This is a genomic window from Aerococcus kribbianus, from assembly GCF_026805545.1.
Lineage (GTDB): Bacteria > Bacillota > Bacilli > Lactobacillales > Aerococcaceae > Aerococcus > Aerococcus kribbianus.
Map to the genome: position 1 here is coordinate 485,952 of NZ_JAPRFR010000001.1, position 14,306 is coordinate 500,257.

Consider the following 14,306-nt stretch of genomic DNA (forward strand, 5'->3'; position numbering starts at 1 on the left):
TATCTATTAATTTAGAAATTCTAGACATGATACTTGCTTTTCGGCCTTGTAAGCTACTAATAAACGAACGCTATCTCCGTCATTATAGCAAAAACCATGACAAATTATTACGCTTCTCCTAATAAATCAAAACTTACTGTTAAGAAAGCAGCCACACCTAAGTAGAAATATTTTTCTTCCATATCGAATTTTTCATGGTGGTGACCATTGAAGATACCATCGATTTCACGCGGATTGTTCAAGAATAGGAAGGTGCCAGGAACTTCTTGTAGATAGTAGGCAAAATCTTCTCCACCCATGCGTGGTTCCAAGCTTTCGTATAGTTGATCTGATGAGAAGACCTTAGCTAAAGCATCGACTACTCGCTGAGTAAAATCAGAATCATTAATCACAGCTGGATATTTATAATCGTAAGTCACTTCGGCATCAGCACCCATGGCTTGAGCGATATTTTTAGCCATAGTTTCTAATTCTTGGTGAACAAATTTCCGTTGGTCATCGTTAAAGGTCCGAACGGTTCCTTCTAATTCTACTTTATCAGGGATAATATTTTGGTTATACCCACCAGACACTCGAGTGATAGATACAACGACTGGTTCAGTGGCCTTAATCATACGACTCTTAATCATTTGGATACCGTTAATCATTAAACCAGCTGTCGCAATAGGGTCATGGGCAGTTTCAGGATATGCACCATGAGACCCCTTACCTAAAATATCAATTTGGAAGCGATCCATTGAGGCCATAAAATTTTCAGCTTTATAAGCAATAACGCCTTGAGGTGCCATTGGATCTAAGGAACCCGCATGAAGACCAATAACATGGTCTACATCAGGATTTTTAAACGCTCCCTCGTCTAACATAGGTTTGGCACCACCAGGGTATTCTTCCCCCGGTTGGAAAATCAGCTTAATGCTACCATGCAGTTGGTTTTTCATGTTTTGAAGTAGTTTCGCAGTTCCTAAAAGGATAGCAGTGTGGCCATCATGTCCACATGCATGCATATTGCCATTCGTTGAAGCAAAGTCTAGGCCAGTATTTTCAGCAATTGGCAAGCCATCCATATCGGCACGAATAGCTAAGACTGGTCCTGGATGACCACCTTCGATCAAACCGACAATAGCATTGCCATTAACTAAGGTATGGTAAGGAATACCCAATTCATCTAAAACTTTTTGTACATAGGCAGAAGTTTGCGGAATTTCCAACCCTAGTTCTGGGAATTGGTGAAGATCACGCCGCCAGCTGACCATATCATCTGCTACAGATTGTGCTAAAGCCATAATATCTACTTGTCCCATCATAGTCCCTCTTTTCTACATTCCATAAGTAACCAATTTACATAAATCGTGCCATTAATTCAGCAATTCCTCCTGATACTAGGAAAGTTCCCACAATAACTAAAAGAGAAACCACTAAACCACGCCAGCCCACCTTAGCAAAATCACGCCAGTCGCGGCCCACAACCACCCCTGCATATGCCAATACCGGAGTTGATAAGGCTGACAGGGAAATCTTATTCACCGAATCAATGACAAAATCTGAAACAGGCGAAAATGGTAAGGCTAACAAGAGCCCAATAACTGACACATAAATAACGGTTGGCATTTTAAAGGGCAAATCCTCAGATAATAGTAAACTCAGTAAAGCAATAATACCTAAAATAATCATGCCCGGAATCGATTCAATCATGCCAGCTGTCCCACTAATCCGATTACCAACAAGAGCAATTGCAATGACTATAATTAGTGCTAAACACCAATCTTGAATCTGAGCTGAAAGCTTTTTATTTGCTGACATGCTCGTCACCTCCTTGACGTCCTTTACCGGCTAAACGCATCATCCATTCCCCAATTGGCAAGGCAATGAAGATTGATAGATAAACAGAAATAGCGGACGAAATCACATTGGAAATACTAGCAAAGGCGGAAATTGTAGCATAATCGGCGTCAGGAACAGCCTCTTGGATAGCACCCAGACCGGCTGTCATCATGGAAGCTGATCCTGCTCCTACTGCCATAGCAGCCGACTCTGGTGAAAAGATACCTAAATCAATAAAAATAGGGGGTAAGAAAGACATCAAAATGGTTCCAAACAAAGTCCCCACAATATAACATGTCATGACCCCTTTGAATTCCATGGAACTAGGCCCATAGACATCTGAAATCAAAGCCACATTAGCTTCTCGGCCTAAGGAGTGAGTCATTCCAATAGCTTCCCGACCTAAGCCCAAAAGTAAAGCAATAGGTAAGGCTACCAAAAGGGTCCCCACATTCCCTAAGTTTTGTAATAAAAGTACCGGACCAGCGGAAATTACTGCGTCAATTGACTCACCACTAGCAACACCCAGTTTAGCTAATAACAAAAGTACCCCAATCGAAAGCATTTGCGAGGCCCCTTCTGCTTGTTTTTCTCCTAACCATTTAAAAGATTTAAATAAATAGGCAATAATTGTAAAAATCATTGCAAATAACATTGGTAAAATAGCAACAGCCACTTGTCCTATTTGGATTGTCTTAGCTCCAATGAGTTCAGCAAGTAAACAAGCCAAAAAGACAGACAAGTGCAGTCGATAATCCCGCCATAGTTTCATCCTAATTCCTCCATTCGTCTTCTTCAAGCACATATAATTACTTCCATTATAGACAATGCCTGAAAGCACTTCAATACGAATTAATAATAACCTACAATTGACTAAAAAAGCAGCAAATGTTACTCACCTTTTAAAGTATCATTTGCTGCATGATCTGAAGCTGATTTATATTGAATTAGAATACCTGTGCCAACAAGCTTACTGCCTCTTTACGGGCATCAATTCCTGGCATCAAAGGAATCAACAAGAGTTCATCTGCTTGGGTCTCATCAGCAATAGCATACATTTCATTAGCTACGGACTTAGCTCCACCCACTAACATCCGACTCCGGTTCTTAGCAATCTGCTCACGATCTTGGTCAGAATAATCATAGGTTTGGGCTGTTTCTAGAGAAGGAAAGGCAGAAAACTCAGCAAAATTATCCTTGCCTAGTAACCATAAATCCAAAACTTGACCATAAGCCTGAGCTAACTCTTCGTCATCAGCCACTGCGACAAAAGGCGCCACAGACACATAAGGCTTATCTAGAAAAGCTGAGGCTTGGAATTCTTCTCGGTAAACCCGGCAAGCTTCCTTAGCTACCTGGCGTTTATTGGCTGATGCATAAGGAAAAAGCCCAAAGGTATAAGCCATCCCTAGGCGAGCTGCCATGCGAGCGGACCGGACACTAGAAGATAAGGCCCACATAAGTGGTAGACTTTTGCTCGCAGGATTCGCCTTAGCTTGAGGCTGTTCAATAGATCCTACTGCTTGATCGAGTAGGTAAGCTTGTAGGGTTTGGATACTTTCTTCATAATCGAAGTCTGCTTTGCCCTTAGTCTCCATGGCTTTGCGCACTGCTAGGGTACCTGCTGTATTACCTAGGCCTAAGTCTATGCGATCAGGATGAAAGGCTAACATCATCTTAAAGTTTTCTGCAACCTTCATAGGAGCATAATGCGGTAACATAACGCCTCCTGAACCAATACGAATATTTTGCGTTTGGTTGAGTAATTGGGTCATGAAAACCTCTGGACTAGAAGAAGAAAAGGCTGGCACATCATGGTGTTCAGCCACCCAAAAACGTTGGTAGCCTAATTGGTCACAAAGTTGAGCCAGTTCAACACTATGGGCTAAAGCAGTTTCTGGGCTTTCCCCTTCATCACGTTGACCATAGTCTAATATCCCTAATTTAACCATTATTATCGTCTCCTTCATCAGGAATTTCTAATATAAAAGCGACAAATGCTTCATTGTCCATATTAGAAATATAGTCATTGACATTATAAGGAGCAAGAGCCTCTGCAATGGCTGACTTATCCAAGGCAACTCCCAATAATGCTTCTTCTAATTTATGGACATCTTCAATACCGAAGAAATCACCCCGAATTTCTATCGCTTGAATATAGGCTTTATGAATATTTAAGCCAACATGCAAGGTACCCACACCAGAAAAACGCTGGTCAACCTGGTACTCGAAATCGCGGAAACGTCCATAATTCCAATCCCAATTATTGAAGCGCTCTGCCGCAATTTGGTCAATAGTTTGCCAGTCTTCAGGAGTAAAAATATAGCGTTTAGCTTGGTCTAAATGATCGACTTCTAACAATTCCTTGAGAATCAAATCAGAAAACTCTTCCACTGTAATGTCTTGATATTCTGGAGCTAGAGCATCACGTAAGGTACCCACTCGTGCACGAACAGATTGAACACCATGGGAAGCAATTTTTTTCTGGTTGGGATTAAGCGCCTTTTCCATTACCTCATAATTAGGATCGAGAAGTAGTGAAAAACCAGCATAAACCCGACCTTTAACCACACTCATAGCAGCTCCAGAAATTTTATGGCCATTAAGAGTGAGGTCGTTACGCCCTTCTTGAGTTAAGCCATCAACACCCAACTTTTCCAAAACTTTTATTATTGGTTGGTAGAGTTTTCCATAATTGCCGTATATATCGGTTTGTGACGCATTATTAAATAAGAAACAATAAGACATATTACGATCATCCAAATACAAGGCGCCACCACCAGTTTCTCGGCGCACCAAGCCAATATTATGGGCATCCATATAGGGTTGGTTGACCTCTTCGTAAGCATTTTGGTTTAAGCCAATTTGTATGGACGGATTCACCATATAAGGAAAAATAATATCATCATCTAAAAATAAAGTATCACGGACATAGGCTTGAATCGCCATCGAAGTCCCTTGATCGTAAACCCATTGGCCATCACGTATTGGTTCAATTAAATACATTTTTATCGCTCTTTTCTATCATTAGACTATCGCATGCAAACATTGAGCAATATCATCAGTCAGCCGTAATGACTGGTCTTGAATATCGCTAGCAATTCGATAAGGTTTCTGATTCATAGTGATATACAGGGCATTGGGATTTTCTGCGGTCCATTTTTGGAAAGGATGACGAATAAATTGTGGGGTCGTCATTCCCACACCTATTTCTAAGTATAAGATTTTCTTACCCGCATTTTCTTTTAAGAAGACTTGGTAACGATCGTTTTGATCATGCCAATCCTTATCTTCAACCATACCTTTTTGAGCATCACGTTTATTGATTTCGAAAACAGCGCCACAGTGTGGACAATGCGGAACGAGCTCAGCAGGGATACGCATATTTTCTTGTTGAGCAACCATTTTCCGAATCAAATCTTCATCTTGATAAGTTTCTTGATGGCACATGGCTGAACATTGCCACAAGCCGTACTCCCCTTGAATACGAAAAACCTTGTCCATATCAAAATCAGCCGCATAAAAGGCATTATCTGCGTTGGTCGTTATCACATGATAGTTTTTGTCTGCTAAAATTTCTTTTAAGTCCACATAGGCTTGCCCTTGTGGCTGGTCAAAATAATTTAAGAGAGAAAAACGCGACTGAAAAGCCCAATATTCTTGAGCATCCTCAAAGTCAGCGAGGAAAGCTTGCAACATATCATAAAAATTATATTTTTCAATAAAATCAGGAAAGGCATTCTTAAAGCGCGGACCCACATAGGTAAAGCCTGTTGCGGCTGACATTCCAGCCCCCACACCTACTACGATAGCTTCAGCTTCGGCGATGGCTTTGGCTAATTGTTGGCTTTGAGACTCTGCATTTTGATTCAATACCATCCATGGCTTACTTTCTTGCATTCTCTAAACTCCTTCTATTGTTCCAATAAGTCTTGATAGATTTCCAGGTCCTTATCCAAGAAAACATTGAAAATAACTTTCAGTGAACTATTATTTTCATTTAGATACGTTTTGACCGTTTCAATGGCAACCTGGGCAGCTTGATCGTTAGGATAATGAAATTCACCAGTTGAAATACAACAAAAAGCCAGTGATTCCAAACCTTCTTGGTCAGCTAACTGTAAACAAGACCGATAAGAAGAGGCGAGTAAGTTTTCCTTAAGCGGGGAAACGCCACCCTCATCAATATAAGGACCTACTGTATGTAGGACATATTGAGCAGGTAAATTATAGGCTGGTGTTATTTTAGCCTTACCCATCGCTTCTTTGCGTCCTTGATTCTTAATGATCTGATGACAATCCAAACGCAATTGCATACCAGCTCGCGTATGGATAGCATTATCAATACAATTATGATTGGCTTGGGTACAACCTAGTAAGGCAGAATTAGCCGCATTAACAATTCCATCCACTGCTAGACAAGTGATATCTCCTTGCCAGAGATAGATTTGTTCTTGAATCGCTGTCAAATCGTCTAGGGAAACAATGTCTCGTTTGCTTAAAAGCGCTTGGAGGAGCTCATCTTGTAAACTTAAAATGTGGTTAGGAACGGCTTGAGGTGGGCGAATATTACAATAGCCACGGAAAATTTCATACTTATCTTCCCAAGTTTCATTCGGATAGCGGGAAAAATGTGATTCTACTTTAGGGTTTTCGCTGGCCAAATAGGCTATCAGCTGGTTCAATTTATCTGACAATTCTTGGTCAGTCATGCTAGTCCTCCCTCTCTTAATCTCATCGACAATACGAATTGAGACTGGAAAAACTTCCAGTCTCAATCCGAAATATTCCTATCCAAATAGGAATACTCAGTCACATATTAAGCTTCTTCTAAAGCAGAAAATTCTTCTGGATCCACATCTGTTAATTTTACCAACCAGTTTTCTTCTGCCTTGGCAGAATTTAATAAACTTGGCTCTGATACAGCCGCTTCATTTTTAGCCACAACTGTACCAGTTAAAGGACTTTGGATTTCCATAACTGTTTTAGAAGCTTCTAAGCTAGCTAAGGCATCATCTTTGTTAACATGGTCCACTTCCATGAATTCTAAGAAACCAACTGTACCAATATCGTCTTGTAATTCAGGGGTCATTGCTACAGTGTACTCGTCGCCATTTTGGCTAACAAATAAAAAGTTTCCACGTTTAGTCATCTAAAATTCCTCCTATTTAATTGCGTCTGATTTGCTCTTTTTATTCTAACAGATATTATAGTAAATTACTACTGTATCAGTAACCAACAAAATGTGTTATAGTGAAAGAGATTAATTTAAACTATTGTAAATTGTCTTTAACTCGATACATATAGATAGGAGCGCTTATGACAACAAAAAAATACCAAAGTTTATTCCAGCCAATTTCTCTTCCAAACGGCATTGAACTTGCTAACCGTTTTACCTTAAACCCTTTGACAACTAACGCCTCATCACGAGAAGGCTATGTCACTGAAGAAGAAACGCGCTATGCTGAACGCCGTAGCCAATCTGCACCCTTACAAGTGACAACTGCTGCCTATATTGAAGACTATGCCCAATTGTTTGAGTTCGGTCCTAGTGTCCGCGATGATTCCTTTATCTATGGCTTGTCTAAATTAGCCCAAGCCATGAAAAAAGACGGTGCCAAGGCGATTCTGCAACTTACCCATGCTGGACGTTTTGCTAAAATTGCCTTAAAAGATTATGGCGTGGTATACGGACCTAGTCCTATGCACCTCAACACTCCTGTCGAACACGATGTCCTAGCTATGTCCAAACGAAAAATTGACCATGTTATTGAACAATACGCCCAAGCAACCCGCCGTGCAATCGAAGCCGGATTTGATGGGGTGGAGATTTCTAATGCACAACGCTTATTACCTCAACAATTCTTCTCCCCATTCTCTAACCAACGTGACGATGAATACGGTAGCCAATCCCTTGAAAACCGGGCCCGTTTCGGTGTTGAAATAATGGCTGCTGTGCAAAAAGTAATCAATGAATCAGACAAGAAAGACTTTATTCTTGGTTTCCGGGGTACCCCAGAAGAAACCCGTGGCTCTGATGTAGGCTATACCGTTGAAGAATTCAATCAGTATTTCGATTGGATGATGGAAGTTTCTAATATCCAATACTATGCCATCGCTTCATGGGGCCACGATATTTACAAAGAAAAAGCTCGCGCTGGACAAGGTAAAGGTGAATATGTCAATAAATTAGTCCACGATCACATTGCTGGTCGTGTCCCTGTCATCGCAACTGGTGGAATCAATAGTCCTGACAAGGCTTTAGAAGCGCTAGAAAACGCCGACATGGTTGGAATGTCTTCTATATTCGTCACTGAGCCAGACTTTGTTTCTAAACTCGAAGCTGGACAAGAAGAAACTATCGATCTCTCAGTCGACCTTGAAACCCTAGACGACCTGGCCATCCCGCAACGCGCCTTCAAAGACCTCGTCGAATTTATGGACTTCGGAGGCTCCCTTCCCCAAGAAAGCCGCGACGAACTTCGCCGCCTCGCCCAACAAGACACCAGCTCCTACTTCAAAGAATTTAAATGATAGGGTGCGACAAAAGTCGTTAAGAACAGAAGCCTTGGATCAAAAGACTGTGGATAGCTATTCATATAATGCAAAAAAGGCTGGGAGAAAACTCCCAGCCTCTGATTTTTTCACTATTATTTAGCCGCTTGATAAAATTCGGCAATCTTGTCCCAGTTTACCACATCCCAAATTGCTTTAAGATAGTCTGGGCGAACGTTACGATAAGTTAAGTAATAAGCATGTTCCCAAACATCCACTCCAAAGATAGGTGTTGCACCATCCATCAAAGGATTGTCTTGGTTTGGCGTTGAAGTCAATTCCAATTCACCATCACGAACCGACAACCAGGCCCATCCTGAGCCAAATTGTCCCGCCGCTTGCGCTTGGAAATCTTCTTTGAATTGGTCTAGCTACCAAATTTAGCTTCAATAGCAGCCAATAAATCACCACTAGGTTCAGTTTTTTCTGGACTTAAGATTTCCCAGAAGAGCGAATGGTTGTAATGGCCACCTACATTATTACGGACTGGTGTTTGTAAGTCAGTTGGTAAGTTGTTGAAGTCTTTTAGTAAGTCTTCGGCACTTCTATCAGCGTATTCAGTACCTTCTAGAGCTTTATTCGCATTAGTGACATAAGTATTGTGGTGCTTATCATGGTGTAGGGTCATTGTTTCCTTGTCAATTGTTGGTTCTAAGGCATCGTATGCATATGGCAAATCAGGTAATGTAAAAGTCATTAAGCATTCCTCCTTAAGTTGTTGTCTTTATCTTAGCAAGGGCTTACATGAGATGCAATTTATCCGCTCGATACAAGTGAGTTTTTTTCCTGACCACTTATAATTCTGTTATAATGATATTTAATAAAAATTCAATGTGGAAAGAGGATTATATGCAGATTTTTCGTATCTTTAAAAATGCCCTAATTTATTTCGAAAGAAGTACCGAAATATTTTTCTTAAATGCTAAGAAAATTTTTCTCTATATGCTATTATTGTCTGCTATTATGGCTATCCCTCCTACTATTGCAGCTAGCAATATGATGCAGACCTTTACCAATAATTTCGCCACTGTTGCGGAACGGATGCCTGATTTTCAGCTGAAAAACCAGGAAATTCAAAATGATGATATTGACCCCTTTATTGTTAATACTGATTATGTGACCTATGCTTATGATCCTAACAATGAAAACAGCCAAAATCAGTTAAATGCTATCAATGCAAATGCCTTCAAGATTATAAATACAAAAGATCGCCTCATTCTTGATTTTGCTGACCAGAGTTATGGTTTAAACTATACTGATGATTTCACTGCTCAGCAACAAAAAGACTTATTTACAAGTATGGGGCATTTTCAGTGGGCTTATATCCCCATTGCCTTTCTAATTGTTACTTTTGGACAATTGGTCTTAGTCGCATTCATTGCCTTACTAGCAACTATGTTCACCGCCCTGTCTAAACACAGTCGACGCCTTAAGTTAAAATTTTCTAATCGTTTCCGTTTGGTTGTCGTCCAACTTACCGTCCCTGCAGTGGTAGTAACTATTATTAATCTATTTACCTTCTTTCCTTACCATTTTGAAATCATGCTCTTATATGCTACTATCCAAACCATTCGCCTAATGAAGCGAATTAAAGTGACTATACTATAAATAAAATGCTAAATCTTATAAAGAGGCTGGGATAATAAATCCCAGCCTCTTTGTAAGATTTAAAGGCTCCAAAAGTCAAAACAGACTGCCTTTTCCAAAATACGAAAGATGGCTGTTTGCCATATTTCGTATTTCGGGTCCAATCCTTCTGTTCTTAACAACTTTTGCCACACCTTAATTATTTAGTAGTCTACTCGATTACGTTCTTTATTCGCTTGTCGTTTTTGTTTACGATTTTGACGTTGAGCTTGCAGACGTTGTTTTTTCTTATGCTCTTTAATATTGCGTTTTAATTTTTGTTTATAGCCGGGTTTTACCTTACTTTTCTTAGTGCGGTTAATCATTCCCTTGACAGTATGGTCCACTTCTTGAGGTTTGCGCCGATTTTGACGTTGGGCGTGGTCTTTGGCATCTATCCATTGACCATCCTTAATATCCTTATTTTCGAAGCGAATCCCCTTGTCTTCTAACCAGGCAATATCTTTTTCTTGATCAGGCGTATAGAAAGTTACCGCAATTCCTGGCATCCCTTGGCGACCAGTTCGTCCCACACGGTGGACAAAGAATTCCAGCTCATTAGGCACTTCATAGTTGAAGACATGAGAAACCCCTTCAATATCAATACCTCGAGCGGCTAAATCTGTCGCTACTACATATTGGTAATCAAGATTTTGAATTTGCTTCATCACCCGACGCCGTTCTCTAGAATCAAGGTCCCCATGAATCATGGCAACTGACAAGCCCTTATCTTTAAGAAATTGATAGAGTTCACGAACGGTATCAATAGTATTGGCAAAAATCAAAGCCAAGTAAGGTTGACCAATCGTCAAAGACTCAAAAAGTAACTCAGGACGGGACCGCCCCCGCACAGACACCAAGTAATTATCAATAGTGTCAGCAATGTGGTGCTGATTATTGAGTTGAATCCATTCTGGCGCTTCCATATACTTACGCAAGAAGGGTTGCAACTTACTTGGAATGGTGGCTGAAAAGACATACATCCGTAATTCCTTGGGCATGCGGCTAGCAATTTGATCGACTTGTGCCAAAAAGCCCATGTCCAAAGTCATATCTGCTTCGTCAACAACAAAGTTCTCCACTTGATGAACAGAAATAACTTGCCGTTCAATTAGATCCAATAAGCGGCCTGGTGTTCCTACTACAATCTGAGGGACATGATTATCTAAACGGTCAGCTTGCCGGTGGGTATCGGTCCCACCAAAGGCCCGTTCCACAAAAATTGTTTCAGGATGGTGGTCAGTAATTTGCTTAGTGGCTTGGTATAATTGCTCACCCAGCTCCCGACTCGGTGCTGTAATCACCAACTGAGTGACTGCTTGACTAGTGATTTGGTCTAATAAGGGGAGAAGAAAAGCATGACTTTTTCCAGAACCCGTTTGGCTTTGGGCCACTAAACTTTTCCCTGTTTGAATGACGGGAATAACTTGTGCTTGAATTTCTGAAGGTTGGCTAAATTGTAGTTCTGCTAAGGCTTCGTAGATAAAGGGTTGAAATTGATAGTCTTTAAATGACATGATAAACCACCTTTCTTAGTCTCATCATATAGAATACCATGATTATTCCTATAAAATAAAGAATAAGCCAAAATAAATGAATTGTCAGAATTTAGAATTCCCTATATAATAAAGTTTAGACGAAAGGATGAGCAAAATGACCAGACAAAAGGTAGGCGGCTTAATCGTGCTCTTTGGAGCCACGGGAGACTTGGCCAGCCGTAAATTATATCCCGCCCTCTATCGCTTATATAAACGCCAACTCTTAACCCAGCATTTTGCTGTCATCGGTACTGCGCGCAGACAATGGGATGATGATCATTACCGTCAAGTTGTTAGCCAAGCCATTAGCGATTTAGTAGATGATCAAGATCTGTGTGATCGCTTTGTGAGTCATTTTCACTATGTTCCCCACGATGCTACTGACTTAGATCACTATCAAGTCCTCAAAAACAAAATGGATGGTCTGCGTCAAGACTATGAAACGGGGCCTTCAACGCTTTATTATCTATCTACTGCACCAGCTATCTTCCCTAGTATTACCCAATACTTAAAAGAAGCCAATATTGTCAATAACCAAGGCGAACATCGAGTTATTTTAGAGAAACCCTTTGGTAGCGATGCTCAAACAGCCAAGAGCTTGAATGATGCCTTGAGTCAAACTTTTAATGAAGAAGATATTTACCGCATCGACCATTATCTCGGTAAAGAATTGGTGCAAAATATTTTAGCTGTTCGTTACTTTAATCCTTTTATTGAAGCTATTTGGAACCACCACTATATTGATAATATTCAAATCACCTTGGCTGAAGACATGCCTATTGGTAGCCGAGGGGGATATTATGATCACTCAGGTGCTATTCGTGATATGGTACAAAATCATATCTTACAAGTCATGTCCTTGGTTGGGATGACCCTACCTGAACATCGGTCCCCCCATTCCATTCATGAAGCCAAAATTGACTTTTTGAAATCTATCCCTTCCTACACTCCCGAGCAAGTCAGTGACAATATTGTCCGTGGCCAGTACCATTCTAAAAAAGCCGGCATTCCTTCTTATCTAGAAGAAGACGAAGTTGCAATGAACTCAACCACTGAGTCGTATGTCGCTGGACGAATTATGATACCTAACGAACGCTGGCAAGGTGTTCCTTTCTATTTCCGAACTGGAAAGGCCTTGGCTAATAAGTATACCACCGTTCAGATCGTGCTCAAACCACGTCACTATAAGGAAGAAAACCTCCTACTACGTGACCGTGACAAACCACGTTTAAGTTTCAATATCCAACCTGAAGAAGGCGTTCAACTCTATCTCAATGAAAAACGTGCCGGTCAAGACCTACTGCCCCAACTCAATGCCTTAGTTGGCGACTGGTCAAGGGAATCCAACTATGCAGAAGACCCTTATGAAAAGCTCATTTACAATACCTTATTAGGAGATCCTACTTATTTCACTACTTGGGATGAATTGGCCGAACAATGGCGAATTGTTGATGCCATTATTGCCGGTTGGGAAAAAATGGCACTTAAGGAACTACCACAGTACCCTATCATGTCTCAAGGGCCAAAAGAAGCAGATGATCTTTTAGCCAAAGACAAACACCAATGGATCGATTATTAACAATTAGGAGAGCTTAAATGACATTCAAAATTGGAAATATTGCTTATTTAGGTGCTGCACTTCCTTTTCTCGTCTTAGCGATGACGCTCAAATCATACGCCTTCCTGCCTATTGCCTTTGTCTTTGTCATTCTTGCCTTTGATAAATCAGATGAAGATGACAACGCCTAAGATTAATAAATAAATAAAAAACTGTTTTCCTTGACTACTTTTAAAATTAAGGAAAACAGTTTTTTTGTTTTATGATTGGTGGTCTAGAGCTGCTTTGTCCAGTTCTGCGACAATAGTAGCCATTTCTGTTTGAGAATGAGCATTGGCTCCTGACGCCTTAGGATGGCCGCCACCATCGTGTTTTTCTGCCACCGTATTAATGATTGGCCCTTTAGAGCGAATACGACAACGAATCACTCCTGACGGCAACTCAATAAAGTTTACCCAAGCTTTAACCCCTTCAATACTTCCAGGTAATTGCACAATGCCATAAGTTTCGGAATCATTAAGACCATATTTTTTCAAGATATCTTGCGAAATATAGACAGAAGCAACTTGACCACTAGCAGTTAATTGAATGTGTTCCAAAACATAGCCTTGTAAACGTGCTTGGGCCAAAGTTTGAGTGTTAGAGGCCTGCATCAATTCAGTCGCTGGGAAATCAAAAGCCAGTAATTTTCCTGCAATGGCATGGGTATGAGGATGAGTGTTATCAAAGAGAAATCGCCCTGTATCACCCACAATACCTAAATAGAAACATTTAGCCGCCTCATCTGTCATCACTAAATCATTATCCGTTTGGAAGATAATACTAGCCCATAATTCGGAAGTAGATGAAATGTCGGGATCTACAATAGCAAAGTCTCCATAAGGATCCGTATTGGGATGGTGGTCAATCTTGATTAATTTGATTCCCATATCATAACGATCGTCATCCACACGAGGGAGATTAGCTGTATCATTAATAATGACTAAAGCTTCCTCATAGGCCTGGTCTGGAATTTCATCCATCGCACCAAAATGCGCCATTGAGTCATCCATATCCCCCACCGCATAAATATTTTTCTCAGGATAGGTTGCCTGAAGAACCGCCTTAAGGCCCATCTGTGACCCTAAGGCATCAGGGTCGGGACGTAGGTGGCGATGAATAATAATGGTTTCATAAGCACTAATAGTTTCTAATATATCTGCTAACAT

14 protein-coding genes and 1 pseudogene are annotated in these 14,306 nt (G+C 40.6%); 4 read left to right on the forward strand and 11 right to left on the reverse strand.

Translation table 11 applies throughout. From position 1 onward, the window contains the following. Nucleotides 1-107 precede the first annotated feature (107 nt). The 8 genes from OW157_RS02285 to OW157_RS02320 all read right to left on the reverse strand — a co-directional run bounded on the left by OW157_RS02285 (nt 108) and on the right by OW157_RS02320 (nt 6,973). Entirely contained in the window at nt 108-1,304 is a 1,197-nt protein-coding gene (locus OW157_RS02285) for a M20 metallopeptidase family protein (protein ID WP_268751712.1), read from the reverse strand. Between the two features lie 34 nt (nt 1,305-1,338). Then, nucleotides 1,339-1,800 carry a hypothetical protein gene (locus OW157_RS02290; protein WP_268751713.1) on the reverse strand — a complete coding sequence of 154 codons (462 nt, stop codon included), beginning with the start codon at nt 1,798-1,800 and terminating at the stop codon, nt 1,339-1,341. Further along, complete coding sequence (locus tag OW157_RS02295) at nt 1,787-2,593, reverse strand: DUF3100 domain-containing protein (RefSeq protein WP_268751714.1); 807 nt, start codon at nt 2,591-2,593, stop codon at nt 1,787-1,789. Before OW157_RS02295 ends, OW157_RS02290 begins: the two co-directional genes overlap by 14 nt. A 175-nt stretch (nt 2,594-2,768) precedes the next feature. Next, a complete protein-coding gene (locus OW157_RS02300) occupies nt 2,769-3,773 on the reverse strand; it encodes an LLM class flavin-dependent oxidoreductase (protein ID WP_268751715.1) in 1,005 nt (334 codons plus the stop codon). Beyond that, the gene (locus OW157_RS02305) at nt 3,766-4,827 is read right to left on the reverse strand and encodes a lipoate--protein ligase (RefSeq protein WP_268751716.1); all 1,062 of its coding nucleotides are present in this window, start codon (nt 4,825-4,827) and stop codon (nt 3,766-3,768) included. Before OW157_RS02305 ends, OW157_RS02300 begins: the two co-directional genes overlap by 8 nt. Nucleotides 4,828-4,848: 21 nt before the next feature. After that, entirely contained in the window at nt 4,849-5,721 is an 873-nt protein-coding gene (locus OW157_RS02310) for an SIR2 family NAD-dependent protein deacylase (RefSeq protein ID WP_268751717.1), read from the reverse strand. 14 nt (nt 5,722-5,735) lie between these two features. Beyond that, nucleotides 5,736-6,533: a protein-ADP-ribose hydrolase gene (locus tag OW157_RS02315; RefSeq protein WP_268751718.1), complete on the reverse strand. Its 798-nt coding sequence runs from the start codon at nt 6,531-6,533 to the stop codon at nt 5,736-5,738. 107 nt (nt 6,534-6,640) lie between these two features. Further along, nucleotides 6,641-6,973 (reverse strand): glycine cleavage system H family protein, encoded by a 333-nt coding sequence (locus tag OW157_RS02320; protein WP_268751719.1) that lies wholly within the window; start codon nt 6,971-6,973, stop codon nt 6,641-6,643. Nucleotides 6,974-7,140: 167 nt separating this feature from the next. Here OW157_RS02320 and OW157_RS02325 point away from each other — a divergent pair, with 167 nt between their 5' ends. Next, entirely contained in the window at nt 7,141-8,355 is a 1,215-nt protein-coding gene (locus OW157_RS02325; RefSeq protein ID WP_268751720.1) for an NADH-dependent flavin oxidoreductase, read from the forward strand. A 116-nt stretch (nt 8,356-8,471) separates the two neighbouring features. On the opposite strand, the pseudogene OW157_RS02330 reads toward OW157_RS02325, so the two are convergent. Beyond that, a pseudogene (locus OW157_RS02330) lies at nt 8,472-9,073 on the reverse strand (superoxide dismutase). Between the two features lie 152 nt (nt 9,074-9,225). Here OW157_RS02330 and OW157_RS02335 point away from each other — a divergent pair. Continuing rightward, nucleotides 9,226-9,984, forward strand: a complete 759-nt coding sequence (locus tag OW157_RS02335; protein ID WP_268751721.1) for a DUF1189 family protein — start codon at nt 9,226-9,228, stop codon at nt 9,982-9,984. 182 nt (nt 9,985-10,166) lie between these two features. On the opposite strand, the gene OW157_RS02340 is transcribed toward OW157_RS02335, so the two are convergent. Beyond that, nucleotides 10,167-11,519, reverse strand: a complete 1,353-nt coding sequence (locus OW157_RS02340; RefSeq protein WP_268751722.1) for a DEAD/DEAH box helicase — start codon at nt 11,517-11,519, stop codon at nt 10,167-10,169. Between the two features lie 136 nt (nt 11,520-11,655). Between OW157_RS02340 and zwf the strand changes: the two genes are divergently transcribed. After that, entirely contained in the window at nt 11,656-13,119 is a 1,464-nt protein-coding gene (zwf, locus tag OW157_RS02345) for a glucose-6-phosphate dehydrogenase (RefSeq protein WP_268751723.1), read from the forward strand. A 17-nt stretch (nt 13,120-13,136) separates the two neighbouring features. Beyond that, nucleotides 13,137-13,289: a hypothetical protein gene (locus OW157_RS02350; RefSeq protein WP_268751724.1), complete on the forward strand. Its 153-nt coding sequence runs from the start codon at nt 13,137-13,139 to the stop codon at nt 13,287-13,289. 69 nt (nt 13,290-13,358) lie between these two features. Here the strand turns inward: OW157_RS02350 and OW157_RS02355 are convergent, their stop codons facing one another. Beyond that, nucleotides 13,359-14,306, reverse strand: a complete 948-nt coding sequence (locus OW157_RS02355) for a DHH family phosphoesterase (protein WP_268751725.1) — start codon at nt 14,304-14,306, stop codon at nt 13,359-13,361.

Excerpts from the sequence above, each read along its gene's own strand:
- OW157_RS02285 (WP_268751712.1), bottom strand. The coding sequence starts at position 1,304 with ATGATGGGACAAGTAGATATTATGGCTTTAGCACAATCTGTAGCAGAT.
- OW157_RS02290 (WP_268751713.1), bottom strand. The coding sequence starts at position 1,800 with ATGTCAGCAAATAAAAAGCTTTCAGCTCAGATTCAAGATTGGTGTTTA.
- OW157_RS02295 (WP_268751714.1), bottom strand. The coding sequence starts at position 2,593 with ATGAAACTATGGCGGGATTATCGACTGCACTTGTCTGTCTTTTTGGCT.
- OW157_RS02300 (WP_268751715.1), bottom strand. The coding sequence starts at position 3,773 with ATGGTTAAATTAGGGATATTAGACTATGGTCAACGTGATGAAGGGGAA.
- OW157_RS02305 (WP_268751716.1), bottom strand. The coding sequence starts at position 4,827 with ATGTATTTAATTGAACCAATACGTGATGGCCAATGGGTTTACGATCAA.
- OW157_RS02310 (WP_268751717.1), bottom strand. The coding sequence starts at position 5,721 with ATGCAAGAAAGTAAGCCATGGATGGTATTGAATCAAAATGCAGAGTCT.
- OW157_RS02315 (WP_268751718.1), bottom strand. The coding sequence starts at position 6,533 with ATGACTGACCAAGAATTGTCAGATAAATTGAACCAGCTGATAGCCTAT.
- OW157_RS02320 (WP_268751719.1), bottom strand. The coding sequence starts at position 6,973 with ATGACTAAACGTGGAAACTTTTTATTTGTTAGCCAAAATGGCGACGAG.
- OW157_RS02325 (WP_268751720.1), top strand. The coding sequence starts at position 7,141 with ATGACAACAAAAAAATACCAAAGTTTATTCCAGCCAATTTCTCTTCCA.
- OW157_RS02335 (WP_268751721.1), top strand. The coding sequence starts at position 9,226 with ATGCAGATTTTTCGTATCTTTAAAAATGCCCTAATTTATTTCGAAAGA.
- OW157_RS02340 (WP_268751722.1), bottom strand. The coding sequence starts at position 11,519 with ATGTCATTTAAAGACTATCAATTTCAACCCTTTATCTACGAAGCCTTA.
- zwf (WP_268751723.1), top strand. The coding sequence starts at position 11,656 with ATGACCAGACAAAAGGTAGGCGGCTTAATCGTGCTCTTTGGAGCCACG.
- OW157_RS02350 (WP_268751724.1), top strand. The coding sequence starts at position 13,137 with ATGACATTCAAAATTGGAAATATTGCTTATTTAGGTGCTGCACTTCCT.
- OW157_RS02355 (WP_268751725.1), bottom strand. The coding sequence starts at position 14,306 with ATGTTAGCAGATATATTAGAAACTATTAGTGCTTATGAAACCATTATT.